General features: G+C 45.0%; 21 protein-coding genes. 6 read left to right on the top strand and 15 right to left on the bottom strand.

From position 1 onward, the window contains the following. Positions 1-54: 54 nt before the first annotated feature. The 7 genes from AC1DFM_RS20080 to pdhA form a co-directional block, all read right to left on the bottom strand. Positions 55-732, bottom strand: coding sequence for an SIR2 family NAD-dependent protein deacylase (locus AC1DFM_RS20080; protein ID WP_477078535.1), 678 nt, complete (start codon positions 730-732; stop codon positions 55-57). 10 nt (positions 733-742) lie between these two features. Continuing rightward, a complete protein-coding gene (locus AC1DFM_RS20075) occupies positions 743-1630 on the bottom strand; it encodes a DUF4349 domain-containing protein (protein WP_477078534.1) in 888 nt (295 codons plus the stop codon). A 121-nt stretch (positions 1631-1751) separates the two neighbouring features. Continuing rightward, positions 1752-2165, bottom strand: a complete 414-nt coding sequence (locus tag AC1DFM_RS20070; RefSeq protein ID WP_477078533.1) for an EVE domain-containing protein — start codon at positions 2163-2165, stop codon at positions 1752-1754. Positions 2166-2213: 48 nt separating this feature from the next. Further along, positions 2214-2933 (bottom strand): (Fe-S)-binding protein, encoded by a 720-nt coding sequence (locus AC1DFM_RS20065; protein ID WP_477078532.1) that lies wholly within the window; start codon positions 2931-2933, stop codon positions 2214-2216. Between the two features lie 21 nt (positions 2934-2954). Further along, the gene (gene ribH, locus AC1DFM_RS20060; RefSeq protein WP_477078531.1) at positions 2955-3455 is read right to left on the bottom strand and encodes a 6,7-dimethyl-8-ribityllumazine synthase; all 501 of its coding nucleotides are present in this window, start codon (positions 3453-3455) and stop codon (positions 2955-2957) included. A gap of 82 nt (positions 3456-3537) precedes the next feature. After that, a complete protein-coding gene (locus tag AC1DFM_RS20055) occupies positions 3538-4239 on the bottom strand; it encodes a tetratricopeptide repeat protein (RefSeq protein WP_477078530.1) in 702 nt (233 codons plus the stop codon). A 156-nt stretch (positions 4240-4395) separates the two neighbouring features. Further along, on the bottom strand, positions 4396-5388 hold the full coding sequence (gene pdhA, locus AC1DFM_RS20050) for a pyruvate dehydrogenase (acetyl-transferring) E1 component subunit alpha (protein WP_477078529.1): 993 nt from the start codon (positions 5386-5388) through the stop codon (positions 4396-4398). 228 nt (positions 5389-5616) lie between these two features. Here pdhA and recF point away from each other — a divergent pair, with 228 nt between their 5' ends. Both recF and AC1DFM_RS20040 read left to right on the top strand, forming a co-directional pair. Further along, positions 5617-6738: a DNA replication/repair protein RecF gene (recF, locus tag AC1DFM_RS20045; RefSeq protein WP_477078528.1), complete on the top strand. Its 1122-nt coding sequence runs from the start codon at positions 5617-5619 to the stop codon at positions 6736-6738. A 62-nt stretch (positions 6739-6800) separates the two neighbouring features. After that, positions 6801-7088, top strand: coding sequence for a DciA family protein (locus AC1DFM_RS20040; RefSeq protein WP_291924012.1), 288 nt, complete (start codon positions 6801-6803; stop codon positions 7086-7088). A gap of 6 nt (positions 7089-7094) precedes the next feature. On the opposite strand, the gene AC1DFM_RS20035 is transcribed toward AC1DFM_RS20040, so the two are convergent. The 6 genes from AC1DFM_RS20035 to AC1DFM_RS20010 form a co-directional block, all read right to left on the bottom strand. Continuing rightward, positions 7095-7604 carry a DUF4252 domain-containing protein gene (locus AC1DFM_RS20035; protein ID WP_477078527.1) on the bottom strand — a complete coding sequence of 170 codons (510 nt, stop codon included), beginning with the start codon at positions 7602-7604 and terminating at the stop codon, positions 7095-7097. Between the two features lie 17 nt (positions 7605-7621). Beyond that, on the bottom strand, positions 7622-8143 hold the full coding sequence (locus AC1DFM_RS20030; protein WP_477078526.1) for a DUF4252 domain-containing protein: 522 nt from the start codon (positions 8141-8143) through the stop codon (positions 7622-7624). 37 nt (positions 8144-8180) lie between these two features. Next, positions 8181-8657: a hypothetical protein gene (locus AC1DFM_RS20025; protein WP_477078525.1), complete on the bottom strand. Its 477-nt coding sequence runs from the start codon at positions 8655-8657 to the stop codon at positions 8181-8183. Then, positions 8647-9162, bottom strand: coding sequence for an RNA polymerase sigma factor (locus AC1DFM_RS20020; RefSeq protein WP_477078524.1), 516 nt, complete (start codon positions 9160-9162; stop codon positions 8647-8649). The genes AC1DFM_RS20025 and AC1DFM_RS20020 overlap by 11 nt, the downstream gene beginning before the upstream one ends. Positions 9163-9250: 88 nt before the next feature. Continuing rightward, positions 9251-10306 (bottom strand): ABC transporter permease, encoded by a 1056-nt coding sequence (locus AC1DFM_RS20015; protein WP_477078523.1) that lies wholly within the window; start codon positions 10304-10306, stop codon positions 9251-9253. A gap of 108 nt (positions 10307-10414) precedes the next feature. Next, positions 10415-11494, bottom strand: a complete 1080-nt coding sequence (locus AC1DFM_RS20010) for a BT_3928 family protein (RefSeq protein WP_477078522.1) — start codon at positions 11492-11494, stop codon at positions 10415-10417. Positions 11495-11751: 257 nt separating this feature from the next. On the opposite strand from AC1DFM_RS20010, the gene folP reads away from it, so the two are divergent. Continuing rightward, positions 11752-12612, top strand: coding sequence for a dihydropteroate synthase (folP, locus tag AC1DFM_RS20005; RefSeq protein ID WP_477078521.1), 861 nt, complete (start codon positions 11752-11754; stop codon positions 12610-12612). Positions 12613-12636: 24 nt separating this feature from the next. Next, positions 12637-13449 (top strand): diadenylate cyclase, encoded by an 813-nt coding sequence (locus AC1DFM_RS20000; RefSeq protein ID WP_477078520.1) that lies wholly within the window; start codon positions 12637-12639, stop codon positions 13447-13449. Between the two features lie 193 nt (positions 13450-13642). Here the strand turns inward: AC1DFM_RS20000 and AC1DFM_RS19995 are convergent, their stop codons facing one another. Both AC1DFM_RS19995 and AC1DFM_RS19990 read right to left on the bottom strand, forming a co-directional pair. Beyond that, entirely contained in the window at positions 13643-14539 is an 897-nt protein-coding gene (locus AC1DFM_RS19995; protein ID WP_477078519.1) for an FKBP-type peptidyl-prolyl cis-trans isomerase, read from the bottom strand. A gap of 38 nt (positions 14540-14577) precedes the next feature. Continuing rightward, a complete protein-coding gene (locus AC1DFM_RS19990) occupies positions 14578-15582 on the bottom strand; it encodes a DHH family phosphoesterase (protein WP_477078518.1) in 1005 nt (334 codons plus the stop codon). A 165-nt stretch (positions 15583-15747) separates the two neighbouring features. On the opposite strand from AC1DFM_RS19990, the gene AC1DFM_RS19985 reads away from it, so the two are divergent. Together AC1DFM_RS19985 and xerD are read left to right on the top strand one after the other, a co-directional pair. Beyond that, the gene (locus AC1DFM_RS19985) at positions 15748-16164 is read left to right on the top strand and encodes a nucleoside-diphosphate kinase (RefSeq protein WP_079471943.1); all 417 of its coding nucleotides are present in this window, start codon (positions 15748-15750) and stop codon (positions 16162-16164) included. Positions 16165-16565: 401 nt separating this feature from the next. Then, positions 16566-17465: a site-specific tyrosine recombinase XerD gene (gene xerD / locus AC1DFM_RS19980; protein WP_477078517.1), complete on the top strand. Its 900-nt coding sequence runs from the start codon at positions 16566-16568 to the stop codon at positions 17463-17465. Positions 17466-17534: the final 69 nt, after the last annotated feature.

The raw sequence follows: 17534 nt of genomic DNA, 5'->3' as shown, positions 1-17534 counted from the left end.
CTATCGGGCACCAAGGACTTGTGATACCTCCCCAGAGCGGGGAGGTTTTTCTTTTTATAAAAGTTGAAGTAATTCCTGTACGCCTTCAGTGGCGGGCTTTTCGATGCGGAACTGGTTCACACCGGATTCAATCACCGGAATTTTACGGTCAATGAAATAGGTAGGCGTTCTGAACTTTACAAATTGTAAAAGATTCGCCGCAGGGTACACCTGCAAAGACGTACCAATTACCACGAAAATATCCGCCGCCTGTACTTCCTGTACGGCCTTTTCAATCATCGGAACCGCTTCCCCGAACCACACAATATGCGGACGTAATTGTCCGCCGTCAGCGGCCAGGTCGCCCATTTTGATATCGCCTCTGATATCATAGATCAGCTCATCGTTGATCACGCTGCGCATTTTGAAAATTTCTCCATGCAGGTGTAGTACACTGCTGGAGCCGCCGCGTTCGTGCAGATCGTCGATATTCTGGGTAATAATCCGTACATCGAATTTTTCTTCCAGCTGCGCCAGTCCGGTATGAGCGGCGTTGGGCAGGGCCGCCATTACATCTTTACGGCGACCGTTATAAAATTCCTGTACCAGTGCCGGGTTCTTTTCCCAGCCTTTCGGAGAGGCCACTTCGTACACATCATAGCCTTCCCATAATCCATCTGTATCACGGAAGGTCCGGAGGCCGCTTTCTGCACTGATGCCGGCTCCGGTCAGCACCACCAATCTTGGTTTCATGTTAATTCGTTTATAGGTTTACGTTAGTTGGGGTTTGGGCAATGGCCTTTTTTAATTTCCATTTTCTTATTCCTCGTCTTATAAAAATAACAAGAAAAACAATACCAAGCAGCAAAGGCCATACAGTTAATATTCCCAGCGCAAACGATAAAATACCATTCCAGCCTTCCTGCAGGGATAACCACGACTGCCGGAAAAATCCCGGCGCCTGCGGATCTGAATTGGCTAATGTTTGATAATAAGTAAGCTGTATGCTGCTATAGGCCACATGGTGATCCATGTATTGGAGGCGGCCCTTGGCTGCTTCTATATCTTCCCGGATAGTTTTCAACTGCGCTTCTACAGCCAATATATCTTCTACTTTTTTTGCCTGCTGCAATATCTGCAGATACCGTTGCTCTACGGCCAGCCGCGCTTTCATGCGTGCATCGATGTCTACATATTCCGCAGTAATATCCTGAGAGGTAATGCTTTTTTCATCTATCCGCGATGCGCCTCCTGTCAGCGCTTCCAGGCATTGTTCAAATACTGCGGCCGGTACTTTTATTTCCAGCTCATTACGCAATTGCAAACGTCCGTTTGCCTGATTTTCATTGGCGATATAGCCCCCGTATTTCTTAACGGTATCGACTATACGACTTCTACATGCATCGAAATCGGAGGTAGCAAAAGAAAGCCTGCCATTTTTGATAATTTTTTGGGAGATGGGTACCGCGGCGGTATATTTATTATCATCGGGTGCTGCCAACAGCTCTTTCTCATCCGTTGAAGCTTCTTCATTAGGGGGCTTCACTTCAGCAATTGTCATACTTCGCGAAACGGGTGCTTTAGACCGACTATTACATCCGGCACAAATCAATACAGTGGCGCTGAACATCAGCAAAAAGGAATATTTCATATGGCGCAGTTTGGGATAAGATGTCCGTCTTCTTAAAATTCCATAACCGCCTTCCTAAAAACACCGAAGGGTACCTTCCTGTAAGAAAGATACCCTTCGTGCTTATGATGTAATCAAATACTTACTTTTTCATGCCACCCATTTCCATAATGGCTTCAAATTCTTCCGGTTTCACATCGCATACAGACAAGCGTCCCTGGCGGATCAGCGACAGATTCGCCAGCCTTTTATCGGCTTTCATTTCTGCCAGCGTCACAAATTTTTTGAATGCTTTCCCGGGCTTCAGGTCTACCACTACCCAGTTTGGATCTGGTGTGGTGGGGTCCTGGTAAGCTTCTTTGGCTACAGTAGCAAGACCTACGATTTCCATGCCTTCGTTACTGTGATAAAACAGTACCTGGTCGCCCTTCTTCATCCCTCTGAGGTTGTTGCGCGCCTGGTAGTTACGTACCCCATCCCAGAAAGTCACTTTATCTTTTACAAACTGTTCCCAGGAGTATTTAAATGGTTCCGATTTCACCAACCAATAGTTCATATCATGTAGAGTTTTCGGGTAATAATAAATAGCGTTTAGCTGTTCACGTTACCAGCCGCTGGCCAGTACATCTGCAATGTGCATTACTTTCACATTGGAGCCATGCTTGCGGATATAACCATCCAGGTGCATGAGGCACGACAGGTCCGTTGAAATCAGGTAATCGGCGCCACTGTTCAGCGCATTGTTGACTTTCTGTTCTCCCATGCCCATAGAGATGGGTTCAAACTTCACGGAGAAAGTACCCCCAAATCCGCAACACACTTCACTATCATTCATCTCTTTCAATTCCAGTCCCTTTACTTTTTCCAGTAATTTACGCGGACCTTCTTTGATACCACATTCCCGCAGCGCACCACAGGCATCGTGGTAAGTGCCTACCCCGTTGAGTGTAGCACCCAGGTCCGTTACATGCAATACTTCTGTGAGGAATTCAGTGAATTCGAAGAGATTTTTCTTCAGCAGTTTTACATCATTGTGAGCAGCTGAGTTATCAAACAATTTCCCATAGTAGTTACGTACAAAACCGGTGCAGGAACCGCTGGGAGCAACAATGTAATCAAAGGTTTTAAAATCCTTTACAAACTTGGTGGCTACTGTTCTGCATTCATCCTGGTATCCGGCATTGTAGGCTGGTTGACCACAACAGGTTTGCTCCGTGTTATACATCACATTACAACCTAGTTTCTCCAGTACTTTCACCATATTGAAGGCGGTTTCCGGAAACAACTGGTCTACAAAACACGGTATAAATAGCTGTACATTCATATGCCCTTTAGCTTTTAGCTGTTAGCTGTTGGCTAACTTTCTTTGCAATGCAATCATTTTCAACGCTGTGATAGCGGCTTCTTCTCCTTTGTGACCGTGAGCGCCTCCGAGTCTGTCTAATGCCTGCTGTTCATTGTCTACTGTCAGTATGCCAAATATAACAGGAACGGGTAACTGAAGGTTCAGTTGAAGAATACCTTCTGTTACTGCTTTACACACGTAATCAAAATGAGGTGTTTCGCCACGGATCACGCAACCGAAAGCAATAATAGCGCCAGGCTGTTTGCCGGTGCCTTTGGTGGTTTCCCAATATTGTTTACAGGCGTAAGGTAATTCGAAAGCACCGGGTACGAGTACTTTCTCTGTTTTAGTAACACGATACTGGTCGAGGGCTTTATCGCAACCTGCTACCAGTTCATTCACGATGGCGTCATTCCATTCGGTATACACCATAACAACACTGGCATCCTCCAGGTTGAGAATGCCAGCGTCATTTAGTAAGCTCTTATTGTGATCGGACATATTCTTTTAGCTTTAAGCTACCAGCCTTTAGCTTTTAGCAGTCAGCTAAGCACACTAACTGCTAAAAGCTAAAAGCTAACTGCTAGTTCTTTACATCACCCAGTCTTGCCAGGTACTTGTCCATTTCGCGACCTTCGTTAGTCAGCGGAAACTTCTCTTTAATTTCTTTATAGATAGCAACAGCATCCTGTGCTTTACCAGCTTTTTCCAGGGCCAAACCGGCGCGGAACAGGTAAACAGGGGCAGTCAGCTCATTATCATTGTAGTGACCGGCTTTCTTGTAAGATTCGATACCGTCGTTAGTTTTATTCAGTTCCATGTAAGCGTCTCCCATCAGACCATAAGCGGTTGGCTGGAGCAGCAGATCGTTGGAGCTAAAGGATTTCAGCATGTCGATACCTTTCTGGAATTCACCCAGACGGATATAGCATACGCCTGCACTGTATTTAGCCAGGTTACCAGCTTGTGTGCTACCGTATTTATCCGCTACCTGTAAGAAACCATAATTATTACCATCACCGTTCAGTGCCAGTTTGAATGAATCTACTGCAAAGTAGTTTTGCGCATGGAAAACCATTTCCTGTGCTTTGTTTTCATTTGGTGCTTTAATGAAACGGTTATAGGCGAAGAAGCCGCCTACCACTACTGCTACTGCTAATACGGCAATAGAAATAACGTTTTTGTTTTTATAGAAGAAGTCTTCTGCCTTGTGCATGGATTTCTCCAGGTCAAAATCATTTTTTGCAGGTTGAGGCACGGTGGCTTTATCTTTAGTTTCTGCCATTGTAAAGGTGTAATTGTGATTGATTGCTTAGTTATTAAATAGGTATCGAAACCGCAGTTAGCCATTAGCAGTTAGCTTTTAGCTAATGCTGCGAATAACAATATTATGCTATTTCCGCTGCATTAGCTAAAAGCTAACTGCTAATGGCTAAAAGCTTTAGTCAACGATGAAAGGATAATCCTCCTGAATGTAAACATCTTTCAGTAATTCATCATCGCTCGGCCATGGAGACTCTTCTGCGAAAGTTACGCACTCATCAACTTCTACTTTTACGCGTTCGTTGATAGCTTCGATTTCAGCTTCGGTCGCCCATTTATTTTTCTGAATCACTCTGAGTACTTCGCTGATTGGATCTTTCTCTTTGTACTCTTCCAGTTCTTCTTTAGTACGATATTTAGCCGGATCACTCATGGAGTGACCACGGTAGCGGTAAGTTTTGATTTCCAGTAAAGTAGGACCGCCTTTTTCACGGGCACGCTTTACGGCTCTTTCCACGCCATCATGTACTGCTTCGCAACTCATACCGTCGATAGAATCGGCAGGCATTTCGTAAGCATCGGCCAACTTATAGATATCCAATACGTTGGAGGTACGTTCTACGGAAGTACCCATGGCGTACATGTTATTTTCACAAATGAAAATCACAGGGAGTTTCCAGGTCATGGCCATGTTAAAGGTCTCATGAAGCATACCCTGACGGGCAGCACCATCACCGAAGAAACACAACACCACGTTGTCTGTTCCTTTGTATTGCTCCGCAAGCGCCAATCCGGCACCTGTACCTATCTGAGCACCAACAATACCATGGCCACCGAAGAACCCATGTTCCTTGGAGAAAAAGTGCATACTGCCTCCCTTTCCTTTCGAACAACCGGTTGCTTTACCATACAGTTCTGCCATACAAGCTTTAGCGGAAATTCCCTTCGCAATTGCCAACGCATGATCACGATAAGCTGTGATGAATTTATCCTCCGGCTTGGTAGCTGTCATCGCACCTGCAGCAATTGCTTCCTGTCCTATGTACAAATGACAAAAGCCACGGATTTTCTGCATCCCGTACAATTGGCCTGTCTTTTCTTCAAAGCGGCGCAGCAAAAGCATCAATTCATACCAGTACAGATATGTCTCTTTGGTGAATTTCGTCTTCACGTCTGTTTTAGTTTGCACTCTTTCTAAATTTGTTCGCAAATATAACAGGAAAATCCTAAAATATAAATATGAATTCCAATTCCTATTAAATTATGCAAATTCATCAATTTCAAACAGTTTTGCATTTATTTGCAAGGGAATCACAGCGGAGTTCCCATTAGTGCGGTTTTTTATCAGTTATACAATTGATAATTTTCGCATATTATTATTTACAAATAACCTTTTTCTTTGCTTTATATTAATAAAATATCGCTCGTTCAATTTAAAAATTACACGCAGGAGACGTTTTCCTTCGGTCATCGCATCGTTGGCATCACCGGCAGAAACGGCGCCGGTAAAACCAACCTGCTGGACGCCATCTACTACCTTTGCTTCACCCGCAGCTATTTTACCAGCAATGAAAGCCAGAATGTACGCTACCAAACCAATGGTTTCCGGCTGGAAGGCTACCTCGAAAGAAACCAACAGGCAGAAAAAATCATTTGCACCGTAAAAGAAGGCAAAAAAGAAATCAGCCTCAACGATGATAAGTACGACCGCTTCTCCCGTCATATCGGGCAGTTCCCTGCGGTAATGATTGCCCCCGACGATGCAGAAATCATCCTCGGCGGCAGCGAAGAAAGACGCAAATGGCTCGATAGCCTGCTCTCCCAACTGTATCCTGACTACCTCGATCATCTCATCATCTACCAAAAAATATTATTACAACGGAATACCCTCCTGAAAAACATGGCGGCCACCGGCCAAAACCAGGATAGCCTCCTCGATGTATTTGACCTGCAATTGGTGATGCACGGTGTACCAGTGTATGAAACCCGGAAAGCCTTCCTTCAGACCTTTATCCCTAAAGTACAGGAGCTGTACGATTATATTGCCGGCACCCACGAAGTAGTCAATATCCAATACCAGTGTACCCTGCAGGAAGAAGACTATGCCACGCAGCTGAATAATGCCCGCTACCGCGATATGCAACTGCAACGCACCAGCACTGGCATTCATCGCGACGACCTCTCCTTTCTGTTAAATGATCACCTCATGAAAACCAGCGCCTCCCAGGGACAGCGTAAAAGCTTCCTCTTTGCCCTGAAGCTGGCCCAATATGATGTAATCCGTCAACATAAAAAATTCCCTCCGCTCCTGCTGCTCGACGATGTGTTTGAAAAATTGGACCAGGAACGCGTGACCCGCCTCATAGCCCTGGTTGCCAGCGATAACTACGGGCAGGTATTTATTACAGATACCCACGCCGACCGCCTCCGGCAAGCTTTCGCGGGCATTGACCAGGCGTTGCAGCTCATTGAAGTAGGCAACTCCCTAACTACGCAAAATAGTGATAACACAAATGCGTAAAAAAGCCTTGCTTCTTTACGCATTTGCGCAAAAAAATCCCTGAAAAAACTTAGCTTTGCCGGATGCGCCACGGAACAACGAGTATTGGAGATGCACTCCGGGAATTTATGAACAAAAGCAGGATGAAACCCCGCCTGATGGAGGTACGCATCCAGGATAACTGGGAGCAATTAATGGGCAAAACTATTGCGCGCTACACACAGAGCATCCAGCTTATTGATCATAAACTGATTGTTACCACTACAGTGGCGCCATTAAAACAGGAATTGACTTATTCTAAAGACAAGATCATCAAGTTGGTGAATGAAATGCTTGGAGAGAGCATTGTAAAAGAAGTGATGATCAGGTAAAAGGGATCAGTTGGAGGCAAACTGACGGATCAGGCTATTAACGTCGGACATTTTTAAAGTGGTTTGCAGATTTACAATCACAAAATCTGATTGATCCTGCACCAGCATTACTACATTACCCAGCTCATCGTCGTTGCCCCGATTGAGTACGTGTACCAGGTTTCCTTTCTCTCTTACTTCCATCAGCAGATCGAAATGTTCATTGCGTTGCAGGTTGCTTTTCAGTTCTGCAATATCTTCCCCGCTTACCGTACTACCGTTCACGTTAGAGATGGTGTATATTTTTACTTTCTGCACATTTTTCAGCGCATGCTTCACACTTTTGGCATCTGCATCATCATCTGCAAAGGATAAGCACCAGCCGGCCAGTTTCAGGCTAACACCTCCCATAGAAACAGTATGTACTTCAGAGCCGGCCCTGTGTTTATTACGGAATTCACGTAAACATCTGTCTTGCGCACTCACAGCCGAGGCGGATAACAGGACACAACCGGCAGCAATAATAAATGATTTCATGGCAGTTAATTTTGAAATTATTTCTTCTTAATGTTTTTCAGCTTATCCATGCCCTGGATATTTACAGATCCGGCAATCAGCGAAATTTCGTTGAGGTCAATGTCGCCGATGAGGCTCATGGCCATAAACTCATTGGAACTACCCACCAGCATCACCAGCTCACTGATGGTCCCTTTCGCATTTTCCTTCACCATAAATTTCAGGTCGCTGTCTTTGTCACGCACCGTCATCAGTTCTTCAAAGTCGCTGCCAAGAAAAGCCGCAGCTTCTTTGTACAGGCGTGGCCCGTCTTTCGTATTTTCCTTGGCCAGGATGCGCAGTCCTTTTAATTTCTGAATAACCCGCATCATGTTTTTCGCGTCGGCATCACCGGGATCTACTTTAGCAAACATGCTGAACATCTTCGGTGTAATGCTGACCACTGTGAAGTTGCGGTCACTTTCGTACTTCTGGAAAAAGCGGTCAATAACGCTCCCCTGCTGCGCCGAGAGGTGGAAGCTGGCAAAGACCGCCATTAATAATAAAAGGTATCGTTTCATCTTTTCGTTGTTTATATCCGGTTTTATAATGGTGTGGTTAGTCTTTTCCTTCTACCAACGCGGTAGCATCATTGAAATAAGCCAGCTTTTGCATTTTGGAAGTCCCCTTGTTCAGGTTCTTTGCCAGCAGTTGTAATGCTTTCTTGGTTTCATCCAATGCTCTTTGCGGATCATTCAGTTCCTGTTGCTTCATGGCAATGGTAACTTCCTCTTGCCGGTGGCCCTGTTGCTTTACGGCATAACCGATCCCCACAGCTACCAGCAGTACGGCGGCATACTTCATCCAGTGGCGGAATGGCGAAGACGATAGCGGCACTACCTTTGCCGGTGGTGCTTCCCATACCCTCACTGCTTCCTGTTGGAAATATTGGAACATGGGGGCTGCTTCCAGCAACGCTTCCGGTAAATCAGGGTGAGGAGTACTGAAGAACTCCCGCAGCAATGCTTCTTCCTCCAGGGTTGTTTCCCCCTCCCAATACTTTTCTACTATGGCAGTAATCCTGTTATAATCCATATACCTGCTGATTTTGAAGTTTCTCCCGTACCGTTTTACGGGCCCGGTGCAAATTCACTTTAACATCATTCATGTCTATATCCAATATGTCGGCAATTTCCTGGTAAGAATGTCCATCTATATCCCGCAGTTGCAGAATGGTCCGGTATTTCTCGGGCAGGCCATTGATCGCAACATGTACTTTCTCCATGACGTCGTTCTGTTCTGCGGCGGCATGTGGACTCTGTTGCTGCAATGCGGGCAGCTCCCCTGCCCGGTCCAGCTCATCTGCCAGCCGATACTTTCTGGACTTGATTTTGTCCAGTGCCAGGTTGCGGGTAATCCGCATACACCAGGCTTCCATATTTTGCAACTCCGCCATTTTCTCCTGCATACCCCAAACTTTCATAAGGGCATCCTGGGTGATGTCCTGCGCGTCTTCCTCATTGCCCAACAGGCGGAATGCAAAGCGGTAAAGCTTTTGCCGGACTGGAACCACCTGTGTGAGAAATCGGTCTAGTGACATGCAGAATAGTGCGTTTGAAAAGAAGACGACTGTAAAATGCGGATGTTACAAGAAATTAAAAAAATATTTTAGGGAGATGGGAAAGTGCTTAATCCAGCTTAATTCTCGGATCAATGATCGTGTAGAGCAGATCCGCCAGCAGGTTGACTAATACGAAAATGGCTGCTGTGAGTAATATCGCCCCCATGACTACGGGGAAATCGAATTTGTCGAGGGCATCTACGGTGACTTTACCAATGCCTTTCCAACCAAAAATATATTCTACGAAGAAGGCGCCGGCCAATAATTCGGCAAACCAACCAGTAATAGCAGTAACAACGGGATTGAGGGCGTTCGGCAACGCATGTCGCCAGATCACCCGTGATTTAGACAATCCTTTGGCATACGCCGTCCGGATATAGTCCTGGTGCAATACATCCAGCATGGCGCTGCGCGTAAGCTGCACAATGATGGCCAATGGGCGAATACCCAGCGTAATAGCTGGCAACACCAGGTTGCGCAGGTTTAATACCCGGCCTTTGAATGGGTCAATATCAAACAGGCTGCCCGTCATATGTAACCCGGTATAATCGCTCCATACGAAGCCAAAGAGATACGCCAATACAATGCCTGCAAAAAAAGAAGGCGCCGAAATACCGGCTACGCTGGCAAATACAGCTCCTGTATCCATCCAGGTGTTTTGTTTCACGGCCGACAGTACTCCCATCGCCACGCCGACGATCGTCGCGAATAACATTGCGGCCACCGCCAACAGCAAGGTACCGGGCAAAGCTTCCATCAAAATTTCTCCAACGGGCTTCTTCCCCTGGTAGGAGCGCCTGAGATAAGGTGCTTTCAGCACCAGTATTTTCTCTTTTGATATATGCGCCAACGTTACATAGTGCAGATTTTCTGTTGCCTCACTGGTGGTATGTATTCCAAAGGGGAGCAAGTCGTTCAGATAAAAAAGAAATTGCACCCCTACCGGCTGGTCGAGGTGCAATTCTTTTCTTACGTTTTCCAGTGACGCCACATCGGCCCGCTGTCCAAGAGTTAACCGGGCTGGATCGCCGGGTAATACATTGAACAGGAAGAACACCAGCACTACTACACCGAATAGTACGAGTATGCCGTAGCCAGATTTGCGCAACAGGAAACGAAGCATAGATAGATTTTAGCAGTTAGCTTTTAGCAGTTAGCTTTTAGCGGCTGGCAAATTAGCAAAATCCTTCGCTGCATTTGCTAACAGCTAATAGCTAACGGCTAATAGCTCTTAAGGAATGTCGTTATAATGCCATTTCCCTTTGATAGTGCCTTTATCCAGCAGCATCAGGCAAGGATTACTTCTACCGGCCGTTTTAATGGCTACGCCATCCATTTGCACGAAAGGAAACTCCAGTCCGTGTTGTTGTTTGAAGGCCGCTATTTCTTCTTTGGTAGAAGCAGTTACGCCATATATTACGACTTCCTGATTTTTCCATTTGTTTTGGAGCGCTTTTATTTTCTCATCCCAGCCGCTGCCTGCTTTTTGTACATTTTGTACCAGGAACAGGTATACCGGTTTGGTTTCTGAAAGAATGGCCTGCGTTTGATTTACCCCATCCAGATCCGTCAGGATGAAATCCTTGATAGCTGGTTCAGCGTTACCTTTCTTTATCAGTTTGTCTTTACGGTCTACAAACTTCCAGGTGCTATCTGACCAGGGATAATTGTCGGCGGTAAATTCTTTCTTCTGGCCATCTTTTTCATAAATAAACACCATCTCAAATACGTCTGGCGTAGCGCCTGGTGGTAGTTTCATCTTCTCCGGAATATTATTACCTACTTTATAAGGCAGGCAGTCAAACACCGGAAGATGTTGCAAAGTATAGCGTTGAATACCGAGGGAGAAGATGGTAGCCAGCAGTACTACGATACCGGCGCCCTTCAGCGGTTCAATTTGTTTTTGGAAAATAAAAATCACGAGGATCATCACCAACAGGGCCACATCTTTCCAGAAAGTTTCAGTGGCAGTAAGTTTGATACAATCGCCGAAGCAGCCACATTCGCGGATGGTGCCACTGAACAGTGCATACCCGGTGAGGAAAGTAAAGAAGATGATGAGTAGGAGCAGCAACACGGAGAAGATGCGCATACGATATCCCACCAGCAATGCCACACCAGCAATTATTTCGAAGCTATTCATTAGTATTGAATATGCCAGGGAATAGGGAGACAAAAAGGTAAGATGTAATACCTCAAAAAATTCTTCCATCTTATAACTCAGGCCCAATGGGTCATTAGCCTTGATAAGACCCGAGAAAATGAACAACACCCCAACGATTATACGCAACAGGTTCAGGATAATCTTCATAAAATAGTTTAATGGTTAATTGTAATCTGTGAAGATAAGGACAATCCCTGTTCATGCTTCTTTAAAAATGATGAACGTGAAATGCAGTGCTGTTGCAGTCAAATTGATGATTGGATTAAAGCACTAAATTCCTAAATTCGAAAATGATTGATTTAACTTCATAGATTTGCAGGCAAAATAAAGAATTTCGGGTAAAAGGCCTGAACTATATGAGAATCAGGCACAACGCCTGCACGCTAACTGCTTAATATCATCAGATGAAACCAGACCATATCCATACATTATCTGCTCCCGCTATTAATTGCAGGGGACAATTATTATCGCTTTCTACGCCTGTGGTAATGGGGATTATTAATGTTACCACCGATTCTTTTTATGAAGGCAACCGTATGCATGAACTGCACCAGGTAGTAGAAAAAGCAAAGCAACACCTGGAAGAAGGCGCTACCATCCTTGATCTGGGCGCACAAAGCACGCGACCCGGAGCCGAAGTAATTGGGGCCGATGAAGAATTACATCGTTTATTACCAGCTATTCATGCTATATTGAACCGCTTTCCAACCGCTATTATTTCCATAGACACCTGGTACGCAGCTGTAGCAGAAAAAACGGTACATGCCGGCGCCGCTATTATTAATGACGTGAGTGCAGGCGATATGGATGAACAAATGATCCCGGTAGTGGGACGCTTACAGGTGCCCTATATTGCAATGCACATGCAGGGGAAGCCTGCAACGATGCAGCAGCAGCCGCATTACGAGGATGTTGTCAGTGAAGTACTGGATTATTTAAAACAAAAGCTGGCAGTAGCACGGGCGGCCGGCATCAAAGACTTCATTGCAGATCCGGGCTTTGGTTTTGGAAAAACACTGGCGCATAATTATACGCTGCTGAAAAACCTGCACCTGTTTAAAGACATATTGGGCGTACCTGTGCTGACGGGCATTTCCCGGAAGTCGATGATTTATAAACTGCTGGATATTACGCCGGTAGAGGCATTGAATGGCACCACCGTATTGAATACTATTGCCCTGCAACAGGGTACACATATATTAAGGGTACATGACGTTAAAGCTGCTGTGGAAGCAGTAAGGATAATGGAGAAAATGAAAGGCTAATTAAATCTTGCTATTTTTACAACTATGAAGGACGTAATACAATTTTATGGAGTTGAGTTTCGCTGGCTGAATATTTTGGACCTGCTGATTGTTGTTTTTTTAATCATTCAATTATATCGTTTATTAAAAGGTAGTCTTGCTTTCAATATTTTCGTTGGGTTGTTGATGGTATATGCCGCGTATTTCCTGGTCCGGGCATTGCAGATGCCGATTCTGACCAGCATCTTACAAAACTTTATCAATGTAGGTATCATCGCGATCATTATCATTTTTCAACCGGAGATACGCAAGTTTCTGTTGGTGCTGGGTAAAAAGACCCCTTTGAGTAAGGATAGTTTTCTGACCAAGCTATTCCTGCCTGATAAGTTTAAAAGTTATAAAGAAGAAGAAAATATTATTAATGAACTGATTGTGGCAGTAAGCCGGATGCAAAGCACTTCTACGGGTGCATTGATCGTGATTGCCACCACTTACCGGTTGAAGTTCGACTCCGCCTCCAGTATCCCCATTGATGGGAATGTGAGTGCCAAGCTGATAGAAAGTATTTTTGAGAAACACAGCCCGTTACATGACGGCGCGCTGATTATAGTGGGTAATAAAATCCTGGCGGCCAAAGTAATACTGCCGGTATCTGAAAACCCCAACCTGCCTACCCGTATTGGTTTACGCCATCGGTCAGCCGTGGGTATTACAGAGCATAGTGATAACCTGGCGATTATTGTGTCGGAAGAACGGGGCACCGTGTCTTATGCGATGGATGGGGTGCTTACCCAGGATGTGTCGCTGGAAGACCTCAAAGTAAAGTTATATGAGGTGTTGATTGACGGATATGCGTGAGAATAGCGGTTAGCAGTTAGCGGTTAGCTATTAGCAAATGCAGCGGAGATCAACCGATAGATAATAAAGGGAGATCAGGTGTTATAGACCTGATCTCCTTTTTTATTGGTCGCTATAAAAAGAAAGGAGATCGGGGGTAATCCCCGATCTCCTTTTATCTTTAACGGCTATCAGCTAAAAGCTAATGGCTGTCTTATTTTTTCTTAGCTGGAGCTGGTGCAGGAAGTGCAGCAGGAGGTGCAACTTCAGGACCACCAGGTTTAATATCTACCATCTGTACGTCAAATACCAGGATAGAGTTACCAGGAATTACTGGAGGACTACCTTGTAAGCCGTAAGCTAATACGGAAGGAATTACCAGGGTAGCTTTGGAGCCTTTTTTCAGACCAGCTAAACCAGCATCCCAACCTCTGATCACGAAACCGCGACCGATAGGGAATTTAATTGGTTCTAACGGCATACCTGGGCGCATAGTTGAATCCTGGCTGGAATCAAATACTTTACCGCTGAGCAGTTTACCTGTGTAGTGTACATAAACGGTATCACCAGCGTTAGGCACATTACCGGTACCTTCCTGGGTAACAGCTACGTATACACCAGCAGCGTTTTTAGTAGCGTTGATTTTGTTTTTGTCCAGGTATTCTTTGATGAGCTTTTCATCTTTTTCTTTCTGAGAAGCAGCAGAGTATTTAGCTTCTACAGCAAAAGTAATTTTCAGCTTATCTCCTTTTTTACCAAATGGAGGACGGTCCTGAGCAGGTAATGAATCCCATGGAATAATGAATGTAGCGCTATCACCTTCGTGCAGGAGAGCGATACCTTCCATCAGATCGAACTTGTTCTTTGGCTTATCCACCAATACTGGAATAGGAGCTCCAACCATTTTACGCGATTCACCCAACAGGGAATCATTGATCCGTTGAGTTACGTTCAACAGGGCGGTATCACCCAATTTCAGTTGTGGGCCGCTGCCGGATTTGTGAACGATATACTCAATACCGCCCGGTGTTTTTTTAACACCAGTACCACAGCTGGCTACCAGTAAGCCTAAAGCTGCAGTTGCAACTAATAACTGATTGTTTTTTTTCATTTGATTGTATTAGTAGGTTGAAATACGTTATGTAAAGCTTATTGTAACAGGTCCTCGTTTTCCTCAACGGCCTTAATGAACCGGTCAACGGTTTTTTCCAGTGAGTCCACGCTGCGGCCTCCGGATGCGTTGAAGTGTCCACCACCGTCGAAATATCTGCGGGCGAAGGTATTGACGTCGAAATCGCCTTTGGAGCGGAACGACAACTTCACTTCTGAGTTTCTGTCGATGATCAATGCTGCCATTTTGATACCTTGAATAGACAGGAGGAAGTTCACCAGTCCTTCCGTATCCCCGGTTTGCAGATCGAATCTTTTCAGATCTGAATACGGGATAGCCAGCATCGCTGTGTTATATTCATAGAATACCTCCATGCGGTTCAACAGGCTATGGCCGAGGAAGCGCAGGCGGTTTTCCAGGAAATTGTCATAGATCGCCTGATGAATCACCTCGTGGCGCAGTCCTCTGTCCATCAGATCAGCCACCATACGGTGTACGGCAGCAGAGGTAGATGCAAAGCGGAAGGAACCTGTATCGGTAACAGTACCGGCATAGATGCACTGTGCAATTTCGAGGTTAATATACTGCTCATCTCCCAATTTATATATAGTTTCATAAACTAATTGGGCGGTAGAGCTGGCACTGGTATCACTCACCCCATAGTCGAAATTGGGATGTGGCTCCAGATGGTGGTCTATCAGGATTTTGATACAATCCAGTTTTTCCAGGTGGGGGGCCAGATTTTTGGTGCGGTAAAGGGCATTGAAGTCCAGGCAAAACAGGAGGTCAATACCTTTCAGTGCTTCGATGGCGCGGTCCATAGAAGATTCGTAGTCTATAACGAGATCAGCTGCGGGCATCCACTTTAAAAAATCAGGAAAGTTGGTGGGTGAGATTACAGTTACCTGGTGTCCTTTCTGCACTAAATAGTGATACATTGCTAAGGAAGATCCCATGGCATCCGCATCTGGCTTCTGATGCATCGTGATTACCACTTTCTTAGGGCTTTCCAGCAAAGGCTTAATTTCCTCGATCGGCTTCATTAAAAAACTGTAATGTTAAGAGTTGATTTCCAATCACAACAAGTGGTTGAAACAGAAAACGAAGTGCGAAGATCTTTATTTGAGGCAGAATTTCAAAATTTTTTACCACTAAAGAAAATGTAATTACTTTTGCGGCCTAATCTGTAATTCGGAATTAAACATTATATGAGCAACAGAACATTTACTATGATCAAGCCTGATGCAGTAGCAAACGGGCACATTGGCGGCATTTTGAACATGATCAACGCTGCAGGTTTCCGCATCGTAGCCATGAAAATGACGCAGTTATCTACTGCTAAAGCTGGTGAGTTTTATGCAGTACATGCGGAAAGACCATTTTACGGTGAACTGGTAGAATTCATGAGCAGCGGCCACATCGTAGCAGCTATCCTGGAGAAAGACAACGCCGTTGAAGATTTTCGCAAACTGATTGGTGCTACCAACCCTGCAAATGCAGAAGAAGGTACCATCCGTAAAAAATATGCAGAGTCAATTGGCCGTAACGCAGTTCACGGTTCTGACTCTGATGAGAACGCTGCTATTGAAGGTAACTTCTTCTTCAGCGGTCTGGAAAAATTCTAGTCCTCATCATTTCACTGATGAAAAATGGCCGGCGCTTATAAACGCCGGCCATTTTTATTTTAGATACACTTCAATTAATTGATTTATAATACATTATACAGATTTATCTAAAGCAACACCTTCAACAAATGCGTTCTCCTGCCAAATAGTCGTAAACACATGATTTTTAATAGAAATGTGAGCCCGGAAAAAGCCATGAAAAGCAGTTTTTTTAATCAGAAAACCACCATTTTTATCTCATCTTACTAAATTCATTATCAATTATTTATTTTACTTTACCAGTAGCAACACTTTAAATAAAAACCACTCCCCTGTTTTTGCCCTGAAAATACTGATGGAATATTACCATTTCAGATAGCCGTTGGCGTTGTTTACCTTAAATCTTTCTAACTTGCCCTTCTATGTGGCAATCATTCCGGAAGTTGTTTAAAGGGTATTTAAGATTAGAGCGGTCCATGTCCGACCACTCCATTGAAGCATATTTGCGGGATGTAGAAAAACTCGAGCAGTATCTCATGGCGGTAGGTAAAGAGAAACTCCGCCCCCAGGACATCACCCTGGAAGAACTGCAGGGCTGTGTACAATGGATTGCCCAACTGGGGATGACCGCTACCTCCCAGGCCCGTACCATTTCCGGTCTGAAAGCATTTTATAAGTTCCTGCTCCTGGAAGACATGGCACAGGAAGATCCCACCCAACTACTGGAAGCCCCTAAAGTATTACGCAAACTACCAGATGTACTCACGTTTGAAGAAATAGAACGCATCATTGCCCAGATACCACTGGACACCGCCGAAGGACACCGCAACAAAGCCATCCTGGAAACGATGTATAGCTGCGGCCTCCGGGTGAGTGAAGTCATCAACCTGCAGATTACCCAGTTGCATATGGACGTAGGATTTATCCGCGTAATAGGTAAAGGCAACAAGGAAAGAATGGTACCCATTGGCAAAGATGCCATGCGACAAATAGATATCTACCGGAGAAATGTTCGTATAGAGTTGCCCGTTAAATACGGGCAGGAAGATACCCTGTTCCTGAACCGCCGCGGCAGCGCCCTGAGTCGGGTGATGATTTTCCTTGTCATTAAGGAGCTCACCAAAAAAGCCGGGATCAATAAAAATGTATCGCCGCATACCTTCCGGCATTCCTTTGCCACCCACCTGGTGGAAGGCGGGGCTGATCTCCGGGCCGTGCAGGAAATGCTGGGCCATGAAAGTATTACCACCACAGAAATCTATACCCACCTGGACCGGGAATATTTAAGGGATACTTTGCAACGTTTCCATCCAAGGTTTTAACAGGGGTAAAAAAGAAACAGCTATCCGGGGAAAGATAGCTGTGTTCTGCCTTTTAAGTGGGTCAACCTC

It is taken from the genome of Chitinophaga sp. 05T412, assembly GCF_056396465.1.
Note: the sequence above shows the minus strand (reverse complement) of the source record. Positions and strands in the feature narration are given on the sequence as shown.